At 63.4% G+C, this 20,910-nt stretch carries 18 protein-coding genes; 10 read left to right on the plus strand and 8 right to left on the minus strand.

Annotated features, from left to right (window positions below):
• Window positions 1–51 precede the first annotated feature (51 nt).
• A complete protein-coding gene (locus tag CD932_RS10640) occupies window positions 52–2,160 on the minus strand; it encodes a bifunctional rhamnulose-1-phosphate aldolase/short-chain dehydrogenase (RefSeq protein ID WP_254926547.1) in 2,109 nt (702 codons plus the stop codon).
• Between the two features lie 327 nt (window positions 2,161–2,487).
• On the opposite strand from CD932_RS10640, the gene CD932_RS10645 reads away from it, so the two are divergent.
• The 7 genes from CD932_RS10645 to CD932_RS10675 all read left to right on the plus strand — a co-directional run bounded on the left by CD932_RS10645 (window position 2,488) and on the right by CD932_RS10675 (window position 9,717).
• Window positions 2,488–3,315 (plus strand): DeoR/GlpR family DNA-binding transcription regulator, encoded by an 828-nt coding sequence (locus tag CD932_RS10645; RefSeq protein WP_094442614.1) that lies wholly within the window; start codon window positions 2,488–2,490, stop codon window positions 3,313–3,315.
• A gap of 70 nt (window positions 3,316–3,385) precedes the next feature.
• A complete protein-coding gene (gene rhaS / locus CD932_RS10650) occupies window positions 3,386–4,390 on the plus strand; it encodes a rhamnose ABC transporter substrate-binding protein (protein WP_094442615.1) in 1,005 nt (334 codons plus the stop codon).
• A 71-nt stretch (window positions 4,391–4,461) separates the two neighbouring features.
• A complete protein-coding gene (locus tag CD932_RS10655; RefSeq protein WP_094442616.1) occupies window positions 4,462–6,012 on the plus strand; it encodes a sugar ABC transporter ATP-binding protein in 1,551 nt (516 codons plus the stop codon).
• The gene (locus CD932_RS10660; RefSeq protein ID WP_094442617.1) at window positions 6,000–6,995 is read left to right on the plus strand and encodes an ABC transporter permease; all 996 of its coding nucleotides are present in this window, start codon (window positions 6,000–6,002) and stop codon (window positions 6,993–6,995) included. The genes CD932_RS10655 and CD932_RS10660 overlap by 13 nt, the downstream gene beginning before the upstream one ends.
• Window positions 6,992–8,017, plus strand: coding sequence for an ABC transporter permease (locus CD932_RS10665; RefSeq protein ID WP_094442618.1), 1,026 nt, complete (start codon window positions 6,992–6,994; stop codon window positions 8,015–8,017). The genes CD932_RS10660 and CD932_RS10665 overlap by 4 nt, the downstream gene beginning before the upstream one ends.
• 1 nt (window position 8,018) lies before the next feature.
• Window positions 8,019–8,333, plus strand: a complete 315-nt coding sequence (gene rhaM, locus CD932_RS10670; RefSeq protein WP_094442619.1) for an L-rhamnose mutarotase — start codon at window positions 8,019–8,021, stop codon at window positions 8,331–8,333.
• A gap of 7 nt (window positions 8,334–8,340) precedes the next feature.
• Window positions 8,341–9,717, plus strand: coding sequence for an FGGY-family carbohydrate kinase (locus tag CD932_RS10675; RefSeq protein ID WP_094442620.1), 1,377 nt, complete (start codon window positions 8,341–8,343; stop codon window positions 9,715–9,717).
• Between the two features lie 52 nt (window positions 9,718–9,769).
• Here CD932_RS10675 and CD932_RS10680 read toward each other — a convergent pair whose 3' ends face one another.
• The 4 genes from CD932_RS10680 to CD932_RS10695 all read right to left on the minus strand — a co-directional run bounded on the left by CD932_RS10680 (window position 9,770) and on the right by CD932_RS10695 (window position 13,718).
• The gene (locus tag CD932_RS10680; protein WP_094442621.1) at window positions 9,770–10,132 is read right to left on the minus strand and encodes a BON domain-containing protein; all 363 of its coding nucleotides are present in this window, start codon (window positions 10,130–10,132) and stop codon (window positions 9,770–9,772) included.
• 246 nt (window positions 10,133–10,378) lie between these two features.
• Window positions 10,379–11,770, minus strand: coding sequence for a sigma 54-interacting transcriptional regulator (locus CD932_RS10685; RefSeq protein ID WP_254926548.1), 1,392 nt, complete (start codon window positions 11,768–11,770; stop codon window positions 10,379–10,381).
• Complete coding sequence (locus tag CD932_RS10690) at window positions 11,767–12,309, minus strand: hypothetical protein (protein WP_254926549.1); 543 nt, start codon at window positions 12,307–12,309, stop codon at window positions 11,767–11,769. The genes CD932_RS10685 and CD932_RS10690 overlap by 4 nt, the downstream gene beginning before the upstream one ends.
• Window positions 12,306–13,718, minus strand: coding sequence for a HAMP domain-containing sensor histidine kinase (locus CD932_RS10695; protein ID WP_094443578.1), 1,413 nt, complete (start codon window positions 13,716–13,718; stop codon window positions 12,306–12,308). The genes CD932_RS10690 and CD932_RS10695 overlap by 4 nt, the downstream gene beginning before the upstream one ends.
• Before the next feature lie 254 nt (window positions 13,719–13,972).
• Between CD932_RS10695 and CD932_RS10700 the strand changes: the two genes are divergently transcribed.
• Window positions 13,973–16,864 carry an insulinase family protein gene (locus tag CD932_RS10700; protein ID WP_094442623.1) on the plus strand — a complete coding sequence of 964 codons (2,892 nt, stop codon included), beginning with the start codon at window positions 13,973–13,975 and terminating at the stop codon, window positions 16,862–16,864.
• Window positions 16,865–16,892: 28 nt separating this feature from the next.
• Here CD932_RS10700 and CD932_RS10705 read toward each other — a convergent pair whose 3' ends face one another.
• Entirely contained in the window at window positions 16,893–17,297 is a 405-nt protein-coding gene (locus CD932_RS10705) for a VOC family protein (protein WP_094442624.1), read from the minus strand.
• Between the two features lie 63 nt (window positions 17,298–17,360).
• Window positions 17,361–18,263, minus strand: coding sequence for a LysR substrate-binding domain-containing protein (locus CD932_RS10710; RefSeq protein WP_094442625.1), 903 nt, complete (start codon window positions 18,261–18,263; stop codon window positions 17,361–17,363).
• A 103-nt stretch (window positions 18,264–18,366) separates the two neighbouring features.
• On the opposite strand from CD932_RS10710, the gene CD932_RS10715 reads away from it, so the two are divergent.
• Window positions 18,367–19,629, plus strand: coding sequence for an MFS transporter (locus tag CD932_RS10715; protein ID WP_094442626.1), 1,263 nt, complete (start codon window positions 18,367–18,369; stop codon window positions 19,627–19,629).
• Here the strand turns inward: CD932_RS10715 and CD932_RS10720 are convergent.
• Window positions 19,626–20,294, minus strand: a complete 669-nt coding sequence (locus tag CD932_RS10720) for a metalloregulator ArsR/SmtB family transcription factor (protein WP_094442627.1) — start codon at window positions 20,292–20,294, stop codon at window positions 19,626–19,628. The genes CD932_RS10715 and CD932_RS10720 overlap by 4 nt on opposite strands.
• A 119-nt stretch (window positions 20,295–20,413) precedes the next feature.
• On the opposite strand from CD932_RS10720, the gene CD932_RS10725 reads away from it, so the two are divergent.
• A complete protein-coding gene (locus tag CD932_RS10725; protein WP_094442628.1) occupies window positions 20,414–20,893 on the plus strand; it encodes a DUF2165 family protein in 480 nt (159 codons plus the stop codon).
• The last annotated feature ends 17 nt before the right edge of the window (window positions 20,894–20,910 follow it).

A 20,910-nucleotide genomic window follows, 5' to 3' on the forward strand; every position in this document is an offset into this window, starting at 1 on the left:
CTCCTTGTGCGCAGCGCGGCGCGTTGGCCGGCTGCTTTTTATAGGACTTGATTATCGTGTGAACGCTGCAGCATTGCCGGCATCGACATTGATGATATTGCCGGTGCTCTTGGCCGCTTTTTCGCTGGACAGGAAATACACGGCTTCGGCGATGTCTTCCGGCAGCACGCTGCGTTTCAACAGGCTGCGCTGGCGGTAGAATTCCTCGATATCGTCCGAATCGATCTTGTTCGAGGCGGCCCGCTCTTCCTTCCACTTGCCGTCCCAGATGCGCGAACCGCGGATGACGGCGTCGGGATTGACCACATTGACGCGGATGCCATGCGGCGCGCCTTCGAGCGCCAGGCAGCGCGCCAGGTGGATTTCGGCCGCCTTGGCGGTGCAATAGGCCGAGGCGCCGCCGGAGGCCACCAGGCCATTCTTGCTGGCCACATATACCATGCTGCCGCCCAGTTGCTGCTGCTTCATGACGCGAAACGCCGCGCGGCTGACCAGGAAGTAGCCGGTCACCAGGATAGCCTGGTTGCGCTCCCACATTTCCAGGGTCGTGTCTTCCACCGGCGCCGAGGAAGCGATGCCGGCGTTCGAGACCAAAAGATCGACGCCGCCAAAGCGCAGCGCGGCCGCGTTCAGGATGGCTTCGACTTCATGCTCGGCCGTGATATTGGCGCGCACCGTGGCGACATTGTCGCGGCCCGCCACTTTCAACAGGTTCTGTTCGGCTTGCGCCAGCGCTTCGCCATCGATATCGGTCAGCATCACGCACGCGCCTTCCTGCAGCAGCTGGCGCGCCACGGCCTGGCCGATGCCACCGGCGCCGCCGGTCACCAGGGCGATGCGCCCGGCCAGGCTTTTCGGTTTGGGCATGCGCTGCAGCTTGGCTTCTTCGAGCAGCCAGTATTCGATATCGAACGCTTCCTGTTCCGGCAAGCCGACATAAGTGTCGACGCCGTTGGCGCCGCGCATCACGTTGATCGCATTGACATAAAACTCGCCGGCGATGCGCGCCGTTGCCTTGTCCTTCGCGAAGGACAACATGCCCACGCCGGGAATCAGGTAGATGATGGGATTGGCGTCGCGCACGGCCGGGCTGTTGTCGTGCTTGCAGCGCATATAGTAGGCGATGTACTCAAGACGGTAGGCGGCCAGCGCATCGTCGAGGCCCGCCACCAAGCGGTCAAAATCGGGGTTGCTTGGGTCGAAGTCGATCACGAACGGACGGATCTTGGTGCGCAGGAAGTGATCGGGGCAGGAAGTACCGAGCGCGGCCAGCGGCAACAAATCGTTGCTGCAAACAAAATCGAGCACATTGGCGCTGTCGTCGAAGTGGCCAAGCTTGTATTCGTCCTGGCTGATCTTGCCGCGCAATACAGGCATCAGGCGCTGGGCCAGGGCGGCACGCTCTTCTGATGGCAAAGGCGCGACCCTGGCACCGCCAAACGCCGGCTGCGTGGTGTTGGCCGCCAGCCAGTCTTCGGCGCGCTTGATGATGGCCAAGGTCACTTCATAGCAGGACTTGGCCGTATCGCCCCAGGTAAACAGGCCGTGGCCTTCGAGGATAATGCCTTTCAAATGCGGTTGCGACTGCGACAGCGCTTCGAGTTTCAGGCCCAGGTCGTAGCCGGGGCGCTGCCATGGCAGCCATCCCAGTTCGCCTTCGAATATCTTTTGCGTCAATGTCTTGCTGTTGGCGCAGGCGGCAATCGCGATCACCGCATCGGGATGCATATGGTCGACATGCTTGCGCGCGATATACGCATGCAGCGGGGTGTCGATGCTGGCCGCGCGCGGGTTCAGGTTGAAGGTGCAATGCGGCAGATAGGCCACCATTTCGTCTTCCAGCGCCAGGCCACGGTAGCGGCCTTTCAAGGCATTGAGCTTGTCCATGTAAAGCGTGGAAAAACCGTCGAGCTTGATGCTGCCCAGGTCGCCGCCGGAGCCCTTCACCCACAGCACTTCGGCTGAATCGCCCGTCAGCGGGTCGGTCATGCTGATCTTGGCCGAGGTGTTGCCGCCGCCAAAGTTGGTGATGCGCATGTCGGAACCGAGCAGGTTCGAGCGGTACAGCAGCAGCTCCGGTTCGCTCAAGGTGGCGGCGTGCGCATCATCCCACAGCGAGGCCATGGGCGCGGGCAATTTGGTGTCCATCGTGGCGGTCATACAGTGTCTCCATTATTGGTTATGTGTGCCCAGTGCCATGACCACATCTGTGTGCGGAGCAGTTGGCGGCAGCAGCGCTCAGTAGAAATCAGCGGCCTGATCGTGTCAATCAACAAGCAATCAAAACAGTGAGAGAAACGCAAATAATCATCATGTTGATCGGAGCGACAATCACGCATTTGCGCGCTCGGCAAATAATCACGATGTTGATTGATTGATTGTTGACACGCACTGCTCAACTGCTTAGGCTGGCTCACCGATAAAGAAGTCGTCCCTGCCTGCTGGCCCTGTGCTTGCCGGCAAGGAGATGACTCAAGAGGAGACAAAGTGATCAATCACAAACGCCGCAAGGGGCTGTTGAAGTTACTCGCCGAGCATACCGCCGCGAGCGTCGACCAGTTGGTCGGCTGGCTCAATTCGTCGCCGGCCACCGTACGGCGCGATATCGCCTGGCTGGCCGAGCGCAATCTGCTGCTGCGCACCCGTGGCGGCGCGGAAAGCCTGCCGCAAAAAAAGCAGCGCACCTTTGCGCTGTCGGGCGAGACCTTCCAGAACAATATCGAGCGCTGCGCCGCGCAAAAACGCGCGATTGCCCGCCATGCCTGCAGCCTGTGCGCGGACGGCGACACCATCATCATCAATGGCGGCACCACCACCTACCGCATGGTGGAATTTTTGGTCGACAAGCGCCTGAAAATCCTCACCAATTCCTTCCTGATGGCCGAGCGCCTGTTGATGACCAGCGAGAACGAAATCATCCTGCCGGGCGGCAAGGTCTACCGCGAGCAGAACGTCATCCTGAGCCCTTTCGACAACGATATCAGCCAGCACCATTACGCGGGAAAAATGTTCATGGGCGTGTACGGCCTGTCGATGCTGGGCCTGATGGAAGCGGACCCGATGCTGATCCAGGCCGAGAAGCGGCTGATCAGCCAGGCCGAAGAACTGATCGTGCTGGCCGACAGCAGCAAGTTCGCGCGCAAGGCGGGGCTGATTTTATGCGGCCTGAATCGCGTCTCCTGCGTCATCACGGACACCGGCGCGTCGGACGCTGCGGTGCAGATGCTCGAACAATCGGGTATCAAGGTGCTGGCGGTGGCGCCCGAACCGGCGCCGCAGCCGCTGCATGCCGAGCGCGACTGGCAGGCCCACTAAAAACCCATAAAAACAAGATGGCAGGGGGCATGGTGTCTACCGCCACATCAATAATAAAAGGAGACGTGGCATGAAAATGAAGAAAATGATGGTGGCGGTCCTCGGCACCTGCATGATGGCTTGCCTGGCCACCGGCGCGCAGGCGGCGGAAAAAATGAAGATCGCGATGGTCGTCAAGAACCTGGGCAACGGCTTTTTTGACGCCGCCCACGAGGGCGCGAACGAAGCGGCCAAGCAATTGGGCGACGTGGAGATCATCTACACGGGTCCGACCACGGCCACCGCCGAAGGCCAGATCGAAATCATCAGTTCCCTGATCAGCCAGAAGGTCAAGGCCATCGTCATTTCCGCCAACGACGCCAATGCGCTGGTGCCAATCACCAAAAAAGCCATGCAGCGCGGCATCAAGGTCATCTCTTTCGACAGCGGCATCGCCAAGGATGGCCGGCTGCTGCAATTGAACCCATCGAGCCCGGCGCTGATCGGCCAGAAACAGATCGAAATGGCCTCCGACGCCATCGGCGGCGCCGGCGAGATCGCCATTTTGTCGGCCACCGCGCAGGCAACAAACCAGAATATCTGGATCGCCGAAATGAAAAAAACTCTGGCCCAGCCCGCGTATTCGAAAATCAAGCTGGTCTCGACCGTGTATGGCGACGACCAGTCCGACAAAAGCTACCGTGAAGCAATTGGCCTGTTGCGCAGCAACCCGAACCTGAAAGCCATTATCGCGCCGACCACGGTCGGCATCAATGCGGCCGGCAAGGCCGTGGTCGATGAAAAACTGGTGGGCAAAGTGTATGTGACGGGCCTGGGCCTGCCTTCGGAAATGGCCGGCCACGTGAAAAGCGGCGCCGTGAAAAGTTTTGCGATCTGGAACCCGATCGACCTCGGCTACGCCGCCACCTATGCCGCACATCAGTTCGTGACCGGCAAGGCCACCGGCAAGGCGGGCGACTCGATTGCCGTGGGCCGCATGGGCAAGCTGACGGTCGACGCCGCTGGCGAAGCGGCGATGGCGCCACCGTTCACCTATGACAAGGATAACGTCGAGAAGTTCTCGAAGATTTTCTAAGACTCGGCGTTTTTTGTCGGGTTACGCCTTGCGCTGACCCGGCCCGCGAAATCCTTAACTTGTGAACGGCTATGTCACACAATCCCCCCATTGCGCAGCACGAAGCGCCGGTCTTGCGCCTGCGCGGCATCTGCAAGCATTTCCATGGCGTCACCGCGCTGAAAGACGTGGCGCTGACGGTACGCGCCGGTGAAGTGATGGCGCTGATCGGCGAAAACGGCGCCGGCAAGTCCACCCTGGTCAAGACCCTGACAGGCATTTATCAACCGGACGCCGGCCATATCGAAGTCGGCGGCCAGCGCGTGCTGTTTGCCAGCCCGCAAGAGGCGATGGAGGCCGGCATTACCGCCGTGCATCAGGAAACCGTGATGTTCGACGAACTGACGGTAGCCGAAAACATCTATATCGGCCGCCAGCCGCAGACTGGCTATCCGGCCCGCATCGACTGGGCGCTGATGGCAAAACAGGCCGAAGCGATCTTCGCGCGCCTGGAAGTGCAGTTGCCGGTCCTGGCCAAGGTCAAGGACCTGAGCGTGGCGCAGCGCCATTTCGTGGAAATCGCCCGCGCGCTGTCGCAGGATGCGCGCGTGGTGATCATGGACGAGCCGACGGCGTCGCTGTCGCAGCGCGAAATCCACGAGCTGTACCGCATCATCGGCCAGCTGCGCGCGGCCGGCACGGCGGTCATTTTCATCTCGCACAAGTTCGATGAAATCTTTGCCGTCGCCGACAGCTATACGGTGCTGCGCGATGGTATTTTTGTCGCCGCCGGCCGGCTGGCCGAGATCACCGAAGCGCAACTGGTGTCATTGATGGTGGGCCGCGCCATCCACCAGGTGTTCCCCAAGGCCGATATTGCGCTGGGCCCCACCTTGCTGGAGGTGTCGCAATTCTGTCATCCGACCGAGTTTCGCGATATCAGTTTTTCGGTGCGGCAAGGCGAAATCGTCGGCTTCTATGGCCTGGTGGGCGCCGGGCGCTCCGAGGTGATGCAGGCGCTGTTTGGTCTCACGCCAGGGGTGACCGGCAAGGTCAGGATGGACGGCCAGGAAGTGGCGATCCGCAACGCCAGCGACGCCATCAAACACGGCATCGCCTATGTGCCGGAAGACCGCCAGCACCAGGGCGCGCATCTGTCGCTGTCCATCGTGCAGAACATTACCTTGCCGATTCTGGACGGCATCGGTTTTTTTCTCCGCAGCAAGCGTGCCAGCGAAACGGCCATCGCGCGCCAGCTCAGCGAACAGCTGGAACTGAAAGCCAGCCACTTTACGCAGATGGTGTCGGAACTGTCGGGCGGCAACCAGCAAAAAGTGGTGCTGGCCAAATGGCTGGCCACCAAGCCGAAAGTCATCATTCTCGATGAACCGACCAAGGGCATCGATATCGGCTCGAAAGCGGCCGTGCACCGCTTTATCAGCGAACTGGTCACGCAAGGCCTGTCGGTGATTCTGGTGTCGTCCGAATTGCCGGAAGTCCTCGGCATGGCCGACCGCGTGGTGGTGATGCATCAGGGCCATATCCATTGCGTTTTTTCGCGCGCCCAGGCGACGCCGGAAAACGTGGTCGCCGCCGCTTCCGGCAGCGCGCACTCGAACGAGGAACTCCCATGCACTACCTGAAACAACGCGAAGTCCAGCTGGCGCTGCTGATCGTGCTGCTGGCCGGCGCCGTGGGCCTGCGCGCCCCGGTCTTTTTGACCGCTGGCAGCCTGGGCAACCTGCTCACCGACAGCACGTTATTGATCATGCTGGCGCTGGCGCAGATGTTCGTCATCATCACGCGCGGCATCGATTTGTCGGTGGCCTCGAACCTGGCCTTGTCGGGCATGATGGCGGCCTTGCTGGCCGTTCAATACCCGCAGCTGCCGCTGATCGTGGTGATGCTGGTGGCGGTGGCCATCGGCCTGTTGCTGGGGCTGGTCAACGGCTACCTGATCGGCTACCTGGACCTGCCGCCCATCGTGGTAACGCTGGGCACCATGAGCGTGTATCGCGGCCTGGTATTCGTCTTGTCGGGCGGCGCCTGGGTCTCGTCGCACCATATGCCGGCCGGTTTTATCGCCTTTCCGCTGGAGCGTTTGTTCGGCATCACGCATCTGGTGTGGATCGCGGCGGCGGCCATCATTGCCACCTGGCTGCTGGCGCGGTATACCCGCTTCGGGCGCGACCTGTATGCGATCGGCAACCAGCCGCTGGCGGCGCGCTATGTCGGCATTTCGACGGCGCGCCGGCTGTTCTGGACCTATGGCCTGTCGGGCATGATGGCCGGCCTGTGCGGCTACCTGTGGGTGGCGCGCTATGCGGTTGCGTACTCGGAGATTGCCTACGGCTTTGAATTTACCGTGATCGCCGCCTGCGTGATCGGCGGCATCAGCATCGCCGGCGGTGCCGGCACCGTGTCGGGCGCCGTGCTCGGTGCGCTGTTCCTGTCCGTGATCAATAACGCCTTGCCGATCATCAAGGTCTCGCCGTTCTGGCAAAGCGCGCTGACGGGCATCGTGATCCTGACGGCCGTCCTGATCAATGCACGCGGCAATAAAAAAGCCGGGCGCCAGATCCTGCCGCTGGCCATGCTACAACCGTCATCAAGGAGCGCCGCGTGAACGCGATCTCGACTTCCCTGCACCAGAGCGCCGCGCCTGGCTCGCGCTACACCATTCTCGACCGCAAGACGCAGCGCCTGTCGCATTACCTGGCGCACTGGGAAGCGCTGCTGGCGCTGCTGCTGGTGGCCGTATTTGTCGGCAACAGCATCTTTTTGCCGCATTTTTTCGATGCGTATAACCTCGCCGACAGCACCTTCAATTTCAGCGAAAAAGCGCTGATCGCGCTGCCCATGGCCTTGCTGATCATCTGCCGTGAAATCGATATTTCCGTCTCCGGCACGCTGGCGCTGTCGTCGGTGGCGATGGGTTTTGCCCACCACCACGGCGTGCCACCCGGGGGCCTGCTGTTCGTCGCGCTGGCCATGGGCGCGGCCTGCGGCTGCCTGAACGGCGTGCTGGTGACGCGCTTTGCCTTGCCGTCCATCGTCGTGACGATCGGCACGGTAGCGCTGTTTCGCGGCCTGGCCAGCGTGATCCTGGGCGACCAGGCCTACACCGGTTACCCGCAACTGCTGATCGACTGGGGCCAGGGCTATTTTTTCGACATCATTCCCCGCCCGTTCGTGATCCTGCTGGCGTTTGCCGTGCTGTTTGCGGTGCTGCTGCATGCGACCAGCTGGGGCCGGCGCATCTTTGCCATCGGCAGCAATCCGATGGCGGCGCGCTTCTCGGGCGTGGCGGTGGACCGCTACCGCTTTGCCCTGTTTGTTGCCACCGGCGCCATGGCAGGCCTGGCCGCGTACTTGCTCACGGGACGCATCGGCAGCACGCGGCCCAATATCGCCATGGGCTGGGAGCTGGAAGTGATCACCATGGTGATACTCGGTGGCGTGAGCATCGCCGGCGGCAAGGGCAGCATCGGCGGCGTGCTGCTGGCCGTGCTGCTGCTGGGCATGGTGACCTATGGCCTGGCGCTATTGAATATTCCTGGCGTCATCATGACCATCGTGGTCGGCATCTTGCTGCTGATTACGATCGCACTGCCGCGCCTGTTGAACCGCAAACCGACGAAAAAATAAGATGGAACAAATCGCTTTCAGGATGCAATTAAAACCCGGCAACGCCATGGAATATCAACGGCGCCATGACGCCATCTGGCCCGAGCTGGCCAGCTTGCTGCACGAGTCCGGCGTGCGCGACTACAGCATCTTTCTCGATGAATCCACAGGCGCGCTGTTCGCCGTGCTGCGCCGCATCGACGGCCACGCGATGGAGGCGCTGCCGCAGCATCCGGTGATGCGCCGCTGGTGGAATTACATGGCCGACCTGATGGAAACGCAGAGCGACGCCTCGCCCGTCGTGGTGCCGCTGGCTCCCGTATTTCATCTTGCATAAGGAGGGCATGACCATCGACGCTACTGTGGTACTCGATATCGGCAAAACCAATGCCAAGCTGACCTTGCTGGACACGGCCGGCGCCATCCTGGCCGAACAGCGCTGCCCGAACAGCATCGTTCACACGGGACTGTATCCGCATCACGATACGGAGCGCCTGTGGCACTGGCTGCAGGGCACGCTGGCGGCGTTTGCAGGCCTGGCCCGCATCACCGCCATCGTGCCCGTCACGCATGGCGCCACGGCAGCGCTGGTCGACGATGAAGGGCTGGTGCTGCCCATCCTCGACTATGAGTCCAGCCTGCCGCAGGCGCTGGCGGCCGAGTACGCGGCGCTGCGGCCGGCCTTTGCCGACAGCCTGTCGCCGCAACTGCCGTGCGGCCTGAACCTGGGCTTGCAGCTGTACTGGCTGGCGAAAACGTATCCACAGCAATTCGCCCGCGCGCGCCATATATTGACCTACCCGCAATACTGGGCCTGGAGATTATCGGGTGTGGCCGCCAGCGAAGTGACCTCGCTCGGTTGCCATACGGATTTGTGGCAGCCGCAGCAAGGAAGATTTTCCTCGCTGGTGGAGCGCATGGAATGGACGACGCTGTTTCCACCGCTGCAAGCGGCCTGGACGGCGCTGGGGCCGCTGCGGGCCAACCCCGCACTGCCCGGCTGCCAAGTGCTGTGCGGCATCCATGACAGCAATGCCTCGCTGCTGCGCTACCTGCAGGCGGATGCAAACGACCAGCCACGCACGGTCTTGTCCACCGGCACCTGGGCGATTGCCGCCGCGTTTGGCGCGCCGTTGGAGCGGCTCGATGAAACGGCCGATATGCTGGCCAATGTCAATGCGCTGGGGCAACCGGTGGCCTGCATGCGTTTTATGGGTGGACGCGAGTTTTCCGCGCTGGCCGGCGCCTCGCCGCAAGTGTGCGATGTGGCCGATATCGCGCGGCTGGTCGGGCAAGGCACGCTGGCGCTGCCATGCTTTGCCGAGTCCGGCGGACCGTTCGTCGGCCAGGCCGGGCGCCTCGAAGGCCCCAGCCCGCGCACGGCGCAGGAACACTATGCGCTGGCCACCCTGTATTGCGCGCTGATGAGCGACTATTGCCTTGATGCTTTGGGTGCGCAGGGGCCGGTGACGGTGGAGGGCAGCTTTACCGACAACCCGCATTTCGCGGCATTGCTGGCGGCATTGCGCCCGCAGCAAGCGGTGGCCGTGTCGCAGGACGCCAGCGGCACTACCTGTGGTGGGTGGATGTTGCATCGCTGGGGCGAGGTGCCGAAGATGACATCGGCGGTGATGCCGGCGCTGGAGGTGACGGGGTTGGACGCGTATCGTCAACAATGGCGGGCACTGGCCACCGAAGCGGCCTTGAAAATGCGGGCGTAAAAATGCCCTGTCCGCAGACAGGGCAACCCGGAGTAAAGTACAGCGCGAGGCGTTAGCCGGCGGCTTTGACTTTCAGCTCGTTCTTGATTTCTTTCACGCCGCTCACGGAGGCGACGATCTGCACGATGCGGTCGCCTGCTTCGGCGCTCGGTACATCGCCCGACAGCACGACTACGCCTTGTTTCGTTGCCACGTTCACCGGCAGGGCCGAGGCTTGGGCATCGGCGCCCAGGGCGGCCTTGGCCGAGGAGGTGATGGTTTCATCAGGTACGGCAGCAGCGGCGTTAGCGGCAACCACGGTGTCAGCAGGAGCTTGTGCTTTTGGTGCGGAGTCAGCGGCATGCGAAGCGGTGATCGAGGCGCCCGACAGAACGATAGCGGCAACCAGGGTATTGAACAGTTTCGATGTTTGCATGGTAGTTCCTCTCAATAAAGTTAAAAGCTTCTTACTTGGTTAAAGCAACACTTTGGAGCGTTACATCTACCCATGTAGCAAAGGGTGTGCCAGCTTTAATAACTTCTTTAAAATCAACCACTTGGCTATTAATTCCTTTTTTTCGGGCGGGCATGGCCGGAAAAACCCGCGCTGTTTGTCGCTTGTCAGCGACACGCCATCAGCACAATCTCCGGCATCACCATTAAACCCTTGATTTCAAAGTATTTATTTTTGTCGCTCTTCGGCGACAGGGTCGTTTTCACCCCTGAACAGGGCCGGCGTGAGCTCGTATTTCTGCAGCAAACGATAGAACTCCGTGCGGTTGCGGTCGGCCAGCCTGGCCGCGTCGGCCACGTTGCCGTCGGTCAGGCGCAGCAATTGAATCAGATAGTCGCGCTCGAAGCGCTGTTTCGCTTCGTTATAGCTGAGTGCTTCCAGGGACGGCACGCGCAGCGCGCGCTGCACCAGGCTCAAAGGCACCAGCGGCGCCGTGGCCAGCGCGCACACTTGCTCGACCACATTGACCAGTTGGCGCACATTGCCCGGCCACGGCGCGCTGACCAGGGCCGTCAGGGCGTCGGGCGCGAAACCGTTCAGCGGCTTCTGATACTTGTCGGCCAGCTTGTGCAAAAAATGATTGGCCAGCAGGGCGATATCTTCGCGGCGCTCGGCCAGCGGCGGCAAGGTCAAGGTCACCACATTGAGCCGGTAATACAGGTCTTCGCGGAACTGTCCTTCGGCCATCGCCACGTCCAGGTCGCGGTGGGTGGCCGACAGCAGGCGCACGTCGATGGCCCGCGTCTGGTCGGAGCCGACCGGGCGCACGGCCCGCTCCTGCAACACGCGCAGCAATTTCACTTGCAGCGGCAACGGCATGTCGCCGATCTCGTCCAGGAACAGGGTGCCGCCATCGGCGGCCTGGAACAGGCCTTCGCGGTTGCCCACGGCGCCCGTAAACGAGCCCTTCACGTGGCCGAACAGTTCGGATTCGAGCAACTGCTCGGGGATGGCGCCGCAGTTGACGGCGATAAACGGCGCCTTGCTGCGGCGGCTGGCGTTGTGCAGGGCGCGCGCCAGCAATTCCTTGCCGGTGCCGCTGGGGCCACGGATCAGGATGCTGGCGTCGGACCCGGCGACCAGTTTCGCTTCGGCCAGCAATTCGGCCATTTGCGCGCTGCGGCTGATCAGCTCGGCGCGCCAGCTCTCGTCGCTGGAGGCCGCAGCCGGCATCACGGTCGACAGATTGACGGCGTAAGCCACTTTTTCCATCAGCAACTTGCCGTCGAACGGCTTCGTCAGGTAGGCAAACGCGCCGCGCGCGGTGGCCTCGACGGCGTCGGGAATGGTGCCGTGGGCGGTCAGCAGGATCACCGGCAGGGCCGCATGCTGGCGGCGGATATCGTCAAACAGGGCCAGGCCATCGCGGCCCGGCAATTGCACATCGGTAATGACCAGCGCCGGCAATTCCACCGCCAGGCGCGCCAGCGCCGCTTCCGCGCTGCCCACCGCCGTGACCCGATAGTTGCCCGCCTGCAGGCGGATCGTCAGCAGGCGCAGCAGGTCGGGGTCATCGTCGACCAGCAAGACATGAGCTTGGGGCATTTGTACCTGGCTCATTTTGGCGCTCCCGCAGCAGGGCGCACCGATAAACTGCGCTCGATGTTTTTCAGCGCTTCGAGTTTTTCATTGAGCTGCTCGTTGCGGCGCTGGGCGTCCCGCACCTGGCTGTTAAGTTTTTCCACCGTCTCGTCCTGGCGCCGCAAGTCGGCATACTGGCCGGACAAAAACTGCGCCAGGGGCGCCAGCAGTTTCGCTTCGTCGCTGGAAGCTTGCGTGATCGACTCGAGCAGGGTTTGCGCGCGCGCCAGGTCGCCCGGCGTGCGCAGGGTCGCTTGCAACATGGCGCGGCGGATGGTGTTGGTCGGCGCATGGTCGGCCCTGGACAGCTCCAGCTGGGCCTTGACCAGCTCGGACGGCGTCATCGGGCGCAGGCTGGCCTGGTAGGCCAGCAGTTCGGTCAGCTTGGGGTCGGCGACGACGACGATGCGCGGCGGCGTTTGCACCAGCACGGGTGCCTGTTTGGGCGGTGGGGCGGCGCAGCCGGCCAGCAACAGAGCACAGGCAGCCAGCAGCGGCGCGGTAAGTTTGATCATCATAAAGGCAGTTCTATCCGAAAGTGAGCGCCGGCCTGGCGCGGTAAAAGAAGGACGCGGCCATCGTGGGCGGCGATATATTCACGCACGATGGACAGGCCGATGCCATTGCCGTTGCGCGCGCCGGCCATCTGGCGCGCGCCCTGGTAAAACGGCTCGAAAATGCGTTCGACGTCTTCGGGCGCGACACCGGCGCCCTGGTCGATACAGTCGATGCGGGCGCAACCCTGGTTACACGACAGTGTAAAACACACGCTGCCGCCCTCGGGGCTGAAGCGCACGGCGTTCGACAGCAGGTTGGCCAGCACGGTGGCCAGCTTGTCGCGGTCTAGCCGCACCACCAAGGACTCGCCCCGCACATCGATGGTCAAACGGCGCGCCTGCCATTGCAGTTGCTGCGCCGCCACCACATCGTGCAGCAGCGCCAGCAGGTCGACCTTGCTGTGCGCCAGGTGCTGGGCGTCAAAAGCGGCGGCATTGTAGCGCAGCAGGTCTTCGATCTGGGTTTGCAGGGACGCCGTGTTTTGCCGCAGGATGCCGGCGATTTCGCGCTGGCCATCGCTGAGCTTGCCGGCTACCTCGTCTTCCAGCAACGCCACGCCTTCGCGCAGGGCGGCCAGCGGGGTTTTCAGTTCGTGCGAGATATGGCGCAAAAAGCGTTCCTTGTCGGCATCGAGGCTGGCCAGGCGCTGGCGCAGCCAGTCCAGCTGCTGGCCCAGCGAGCGGGTATCGGCCGGACCGCCAACGACGATGGTCTGGTCATAGCGCTTGTCGCCCAGGCGTGCGATGGCGCGCTCGATGCGGCGTAGCGGACGCGACAGCAAAAAGCCGAAGCAGGTGGCCAGCACGGCCGCCAGCACCACGGCGCCGATCACCAGCAGGCCCAGCAAGCGGCGCTGGCGTTCCAGTTCGACCAGCAAGTCGTCATTGCGGCTGCCGATCTCCGTCTTGCTGTCGCGCGCCACCGTGTCATTGATCTGCGCCATGCGCACAAAGGCGCGCGACACCACCGCATGGCCGTCGCGCTTGCGCTTCTTGCCTGCTTGCAATACCTCCCAGGCCGACTCGGCCTGCGCCTTCCATTCGTCGGCCAGCTGCGGCGCAACATGCGGCGTGGCGCGGTTCAGCACGCCGAGCGCGCCTTGCGCCTCGTCGCGCGCGCTGGCAAAGCGCTCGCGGAACACGGGGTCGTCCAGCACCATGAACTGGCGCGCGCTGCGCTCCATGGCCAGCGTGCGTTCGGCCAGGCGTTGCGACTGTTCCGTCAGGGTAATTGCCTGCGCCGCCGTGTCGCGCCCCAGCTGCGCCAGGTGTTCCAGCGTCAGCAAGGCTTGCACGGAGGTAGCCGCCATGATGCCGGCCGTCAGGATAAACGCGGCAAAGAGCAATTGGCGAAAGGAAAGTCTGGACAAGGTGCGGCCTTCGGCTGGGGAGCGTGGGAAAAGGCGCATGGTACGCCAAGCCGATATCCGATGACGCCGCCTTGCCCGCTGTCCGGGCTGCCGGCGGCGCACGGCGAATAGTCCTAGTACAATAGGAAAAACCCTGAAACATTCCACTGGCTGGCGCCTGGCACTGGCTTTTCGCCATGTTGTCCCCAGATAAGAAGCCAGCCTGACCGCATTGCCGTCCATTCCGACCACCCAGAACCGAGATCCCATACCGCATGAGCACATTTGAAAAAGTCAGCAGCAACTTCATTCCAGTCTTGCAGGCCACCATCGAGCAATATGTCGAGCCCGCATCGGGCATGCGCCATATCCATATGCATACCGAGCAGGCTGAAATGGTGTTCCTGGTGGCCTTTCCCACCGTGCCTGAAGTGAGCGACGGCCGCGCGCATATCCTGGAACACCTGGCCTTGTGCGGCTCGGCCCGCTACCCGGTGCGCGACCCGTTTTTCTCGATGCTGCGCCGCTCGACGGCCACCTTCATGAATGCGATGACCTATCCGGACCGCACCGTGTACCCGTTCGCCAGCACCGACCGCAAGGATTTCTTCAACCTGCTCGATGTGTACCTGGACGCGGCGTTCTTCCCGAATCTCGATTACCTGAACTTCCGCCAGGAAGGCTGGCGCCATGCCTTCGAAGGCGACAAGCTGGTCTACCAGGGCATTGTCTTCAATGAAATGAAGGGCGCCTTCAACAGCCCCATGCGCGCACTCGACAGCGGCATCGCCAGCACCTTGCTCAAAGGCACCACGTACGAAGTGGAGTCGGGCGGCGATCCGCTCGATATCCCCGAGCTGACGCACGAGATGCTGAAACAATTCCACGCCAGCCACTACCATCCTTCGCAAGCCGTGATCATGACCGCCGGCAATATCGAAGCATCGGCCGTGCAGGAGCAGGTGGCCGAGCGCGTGCTGTCGAAACTGAGCGGCTTTTCACCGCGCCGTTTGCCACAGCTGGCACCCGCCTGGACCGCGCCGCAGGAGAACGTCGTGAAAATTCCATCGCAGGAAGCGCGCGACGATGAGTTCGGCCTGCAGTTTGCATGGCTGCTCGGCGAATCGTCCGATCCGCTGGCGTTCTACCACGCCCACTTGCTGTCGTCAGGTTTGCTGGGCGAATCGTCGGCACCCGTGATGCGCGCGATGGAATCGGCCGGTTACGGCCGCCCGTCCGACATGAACGGCCGCGACGCCGGCACGCGCCAGATGGTGTTCCATATCGGCATGGAAGGCCTGACGGAAGAACAGATTCCTGATGCCCATGCGCGCATCTGGGCCGCGCTGGAAGAGACGGCCGAAGAGGGCATTCCGGCGGCCGTGCTGCATGCGGCCCTGCGCGACATCAAATACGGCCAGCGCGAAATCAGCAGCGGCCGCATGCCTTACGGCCTGGGCCGCCTGCTGCACGCGCTGCCGCTGGCCATGTATGACGGCGACGTGATGGATGCCTTCGACAATGCGGCCATCCTGGAAACGCTGGAACAGCAGATCGCCGATCCGGAGTTTTTCAAGAACCTGGTGCGCGAGCTGATCGCCAACCCGACCCGCTTGACCACGCGCGTGGTGCCCGATGCCGCCTTCTTCACGCAGCGCGCAGCCCAGGAAGACGCGAAACTGGCGGCCTTGCAAGCCAGCTTGAGCGACGAGCAGCGCGCACACATTGTTGCCGAGTCCGCTGCGCTCGACGCCCACCAGCAACTGCCGTCGAACTCGGAAGTGCTGCCGCGCATCCGTCCGAGCGACGTCAGCGCCCATCCGCGCCCGGCGCTGGCCATTCCCGAGGCCGTCAACGGCGCCGTGGCGTTTTCAATCGCCTCGAACGGCATCAGCTACGCCAACGTGCTGTACGACGTGTCGCACCTGCCGGAAGCGTCGTGGCCATGGCTGCGCCTGTATACCGACCTGGCGCCGGAACTCGGTGTCGGCGAGATGTCGTTCGACGACGCCAGCGCCTGGCGCCAGAGCATGGTGCCGTCGTTCCATATCGGCCTGGAAGCGATTCCCCGCCCGCAACAGACGATGCGCGTGGAACTGTCGTTCTCGGCCAGCGGCCTGCGCGAAGAGCACGCAGCGATCGCCGCCGTGCTGTCGGCCTGGATCGCCAGGCCGCGCTTCGATGAAGAGGAGCGGCTGGCGTTCCTGATCGAAAGCCTGGTGCAGGACAAACTGTCCAGCCTGGCAGAATCGGGCAGCCGCTACGCCATGCTGGCCTCGACCGCGCCGCTGTCGCCGATGCGCCGCTTCGACGACCTGATCGGCGGCCCGGCCGCGCTGCCGTTCTACCGCCGCCTGCAGCAGCTGAGCAAGACCTCCGAGGGCTTGCAGGAAATCGCGCGCGAGCTCGACGCTCTGCACGCCCACATCATCGCCCAGCCGCCGACCGTGCTGTGCGCCGGTCTGGAGCAGGACGGCGTGATCCTGGCCGGCCTGCTGGAGCTGCCCGCCATCGACCAGGCCGCCGCCAGGGAAGAAGTGGCAGAAGAAAGTGCGGTGAACGCGCCACCGGTGGTACCACTGCCGCTGGCCAACACGGCCCTGCATGCGACCAGCCAGATCAACCATTGCTTCGTCTCCTGGACCGTGCCCGGCGTGCATAGCCCGGATGCGGCGGCGCTGGCCGTGGCGGCCGAGCTGATGACCAACCAGGTGCTGCATACGGCCCTGCGCGAAAAAGGCGGCGCCTATGGCGGCAGCGCCAGCTATGCGGCCGGCGCGGGCACGTTTACATTGAGTTCCTACCGCGATCCGCGCCTGGCCGGCACCTATGCCGACTTCGACGTGACATTGACGCAGATCCTCGACGGCGAATTCTCGCAGGAACAAGTGGAAGAAGCCATCATCTGCGTGATCAAGGGCCTGGACAAGCCGCACTCGCCATATGCCGAAGCGCTGACCGCGTGGAACATGCTGCAGCGCGGCACGACCGAAGCGGTGCGCCAGCAGTTCCGCACCGGCGTCTTGACCTGCACCCTGGAGCAAATCAAGGCCGTGACCCGTACCTGGCTGAAAGACGGCCAGCCGAGCCGAGCCGCGTTTGCGGGCAATACCACGCAGGACCTGGCGGGGCTGGAAGTGGTGGATTTGCTGGCGCTGGCCAGCTAAAAAAGCCTGACCGGAAGCGCTGCCGCCATCAGTGCGGTACCGCTTCCGCTTCCATGAACACCAGTTCCCATTGATGGCCATCGAGATCCTGGAAGCTGTGGCCGTACATGAAACCGAAATCGGTCGGCGCCTTGTAGATGCTGCCGCCGGCCGCGACGGCCTTGGCCACCAGCTGATCGACTTCCGCCCGGCTCTGCGCCGACAGACATACCAATACTTCCGTTGCCTGCCGGGTATCGCACAGCTGTTTCGGCGTGAACTGCTTGAATTTTTCCTCCGTCAGCAGCATCACGAAACTGCTCTCGCTGACGATCATGCAGGTGGCCGTCTCGTCGGTGAAATGGGCGTTGAAACTGAAGCCCAGCGCGGTGAAAAAACGCACTGAGCGGTCGAGGTCCCTGACGGGCAGGTTGACGAACAGGTTGCGGGCCATGGTGTCTCCTTCGGTGGTGAGGGGATGAAAACGATTTTACACCTGCACCGCCAGGCGCGGCAGTCAATCGTCCTGCACGCCCTGCAAGGTATCGGCCAGCAAGCTGGCCAGCCGCTCGACGGGCGGCCTGGGCGTATGCGCGGCGCGCAGCAGTTCCAGCGACAGCGACGGCAGCGCGGGCAGGCCGGCTTCCATCGCATCAAGTGCGCAGACCGAGGCCGGCAAGCCGTAGCCGGTGCGTACCGTCACGCCCAGGCCGGCGGCCGCCGCCGCCCACAGGCCCGCCAGGCTGGGGCTGGTAAACGCGATGCGCCAGGCGATGCCGGCGCGGTCGAGCGCATCCGTGGCGCAGCGCTGGAACAGGCAAGGGCGGTCAAAGGCGATCAGCGGCAGCGGCTCGCCCGATTGCGGCTGCCAGGGCAGGGTGGGCGAGGCGATCCAGCGCATCTCGGGCATGGCGATCAGGGTACGCCGCTGCGCCGGCCAGACGGCCAGATCCTGCAAGGCGCTGCAGCCCCATAGCAAGGCCAGGTCGAGCTGGTTCATTTCCATGCGTTCCATCAATGCCGTATTGCGCGCCACATGCGCTTCGATGCGCACCTTCGGGTGGGCGCGGGCAAAGCGCCCCAGCACCGCCGGCAGCAGCGCCTCGCCAAAGTCTTCCTGCAAGCCAAGGCGAACCCAGCCTTCAAGTTCCACGCCGCGCAGGGCCACGGCTGCCTCGTCGTTCAGTTCGACCATGCGGCGCGCATAAGACAGCAATACCTCTCCCGCATCCGTCAGCGCCAATCCACGGCCCGACTTGCGAAACAGCGGCATGCCGGCCTGCTCTTCCAGTTTTTTCAGCTGCGCGCTGACGGCAGAGGTGGAGCGGCCCACCTTGTCGGCGGCACGGGCAAAGCTGCCCAGCTCGATGCCAGCGATATAGCTGCGCAGGAAAGCGATATCAAAATTGAGTACGTTCATAACCATCCGGTTTTATCGAACGATCAGATAAAAATTATCTGATATTCAGAATCATCGTACTGCGCAACACTGACATGGTCAACCACAGCTTTTATTCCATCTCATGAACGCTACCTGCCCTGCCATCGTTACCTCCGCTCCAGTGTTCAATACCGCCCACCGCTGGAAAGTGCTGGGTGTCGGCGTGGCCGCCAACGCCAGCTTTTCGGCCTGCGCCAACGGCATGCCCACCACCGCCATCTGGCTGCGTAGCGGCTATCATCTGAGCAATACCGAACTGGGGGTGGCGCTGGGCGCCATGGGCCTGGGCGTGGCCTTGTCGGAACTGCCGTGGGGCATGGCCACCGACCGCTGGGGCGACCGGCCCGTGCTGCTGACCGGCCTGCTCGGTACCCTGCTGGCCCTGCTCACCCTGATGCTGTGGATTACGCCGCAGGGCGCGACCGCGCCATCGCTGTTGTCGCTGTCGGCGGGCCTGGCCCTGGTCGGCGTGCTGGGCGGCAGCGTCAATGGCGCCAGCGGGCGCGCCGTGATGCGCTGGTTCGGCGCCGGCGAACGCGGTTTTGCCATGAGCATCCGCCAGACGGCCGTGCCGCTTGGCGGCGGCCTGGGCGCCCTGCTGCTGCCAACCCTGGCCTCGCGTTACGGCTTTGTGCCGGTATTCGGCGTGCTGGGCCTTTTCTGCGCCGTGACGGCGCTGTTGACGTGGCGCTGGATGCATGAACCGTCTTTTACGCTTGACGCCGCCAGGGGCCCGCAAAACGCGTCTGCGCGCACGCCTGAGGGCAAGCCATCGTCGCCAGTCTCGCCGCTATATAACCACCAGGTCTGGCGCATGGTGGCCGGCATCGGCGTGCTGTGCGTGCCGCAGTTTGCGATCCTCAGCTATGCCACCGTGTTCCTGCACGACCATGGCCATCTGGGCCTGGCGCAGATCACCGGCGTGATGGTGATGCTGCAGCTGGGCGCGATGGTGATGCGCATCTGGAGCGGGCGCCATACGGACCGCCATGCGAATCGCCCGGCCTACCTGCGCGGCTCGGTACTGGTGGCGCTGGCGTCGTTTCTGTTGCTGGCCGGCGTGGCAGGTGTTTCCGCGCCGGGCTGGCTGCTGATGGCGGCCGTGATCGCGGCCGGCGTGTGCGTATCGGCCTGGCATGGCGTGGCCTATACGGAACTGGCGACCCTGGCGGGCGCCGCCAGCGCCGGCACGGCCCTGGGCATGGCCAACACGGCCGTCTATGTGGGCTTGTTCGCTACGCCGGTCGCGCTGCCGCACTTGCTGGCGGCCAGCAGCTGGGGCCTGGTGTGGCTGGTGGCGGGACTGGTGGCGCTGATCGCCTGGCCGCTGTTTCCACGGCCTTAAGCCACCAGGGAAATGCGGTACACGCAGCGCATCGCATCGGCCAGCACGTGCTGCTCGCGCACCACCCTGGCCGATGGCCCCGCCACTTCCTGGAACAGCTGCAGTTCGGAACGGCAAAAGCCCTGGCAGGTGCGCGCCGCAGCGCAGATCGGGCAATGGTCTTCGATCAGCAGCCAGTCCGCTCCGTCCGCTTCCACCCTGGCCATATAGCCCTCTTCATCGCGGATCGCCGCCAGCTGCGCCAATCGCTTGGGCAGGTCGGGCGCCGCACACGCCAGCGCATAGGCGCTGCGGCTTTCCTCTTCGCGCTGCGTGATCAGCCTGTTCAGGCCTTCCTCGCCGAACAGCTGGCGCACCGAGCCAATCAGCTTGATCGTCAGCTGCGCATGCGTGTCGGGAAAGCGCGCATGGCCCGCTTCGGTCAGCACCCAGTTCTGGCGCGGCCGGCCGGCGCCGCTTTGCGCTTCCATCCGTCCTTCGATCAGGCCCGCCGTCACCAGCTTTTGCACCTGCTGGCGCGCCGCCTCGCCCGTCATGGCCAGGGTCTTGGCAAGGGATGCCGTCGAGACCGGTCCCTTGGTCTTGATGAAATACAGGATGCGCTCCGTCGTCTGCAGGGCGGCAGGGCTATCGCCATTATCCAAACGTTTACTTGTGTAATTCATTTTACTCAACTATGATGGGGTCAGTTAACCAACCGATTGCTTGCATAATAGGCTGATAGCGCTGCGCTGTCGAGTGTTCCAAGCCTCTTGGCCGGCAAGCCTCTTTGACGGGACTTACCATGCAGCTCCATCACACCATCTGGCTGTTTCAATGCATCCTGGCCATGGGCCTCGCATGCTGGCTCAGCATCGCCGCCCTCAACAATCTGCACGCCTTCCATGGGTCCGTCTGGGCCATCGGCAACACCATGCGCATGGACCCGCTGCGCCAGGACCCGACGATCGACACACCGCTGCTGCGCCGGGCCCTGACGTCATTGAGATTGCATCGCCTGGCACTGCTGGTAGTGCTGGCGCTGCAACTGGGCGCGGCAATCACCGCCTGGAGCGGCGTCGTGCTGTTCCTCGGCGGCGGCATCGGCGACGCGCTGCCCTGGCTCAATCTCGCCTTGTGCGCGATGGCGGCGTTTTTGCTGCTGATGCACCTGGGCGGCCTGTGGTTCGGCTACTGGATCGCCCAGGAAAGCCTGCAGACCACGCACCTGGTGCTGCTGCTGTGGACCCTTGCCTTGTTCATGCTCTTTAACGCGCGGCTCTGACGCGCCCTTACCGAAAG

Origin of the sequence: Janthinobacterium sp. PC23-8 (assembly GCF_002250505.1) — a bacterium.
Classification (GTDB): Bacteria; Pseudomonadota; Gammaproteobacteria; order Burkholderiales; family Burkholderiaceae_D; genus Janthinobacterium.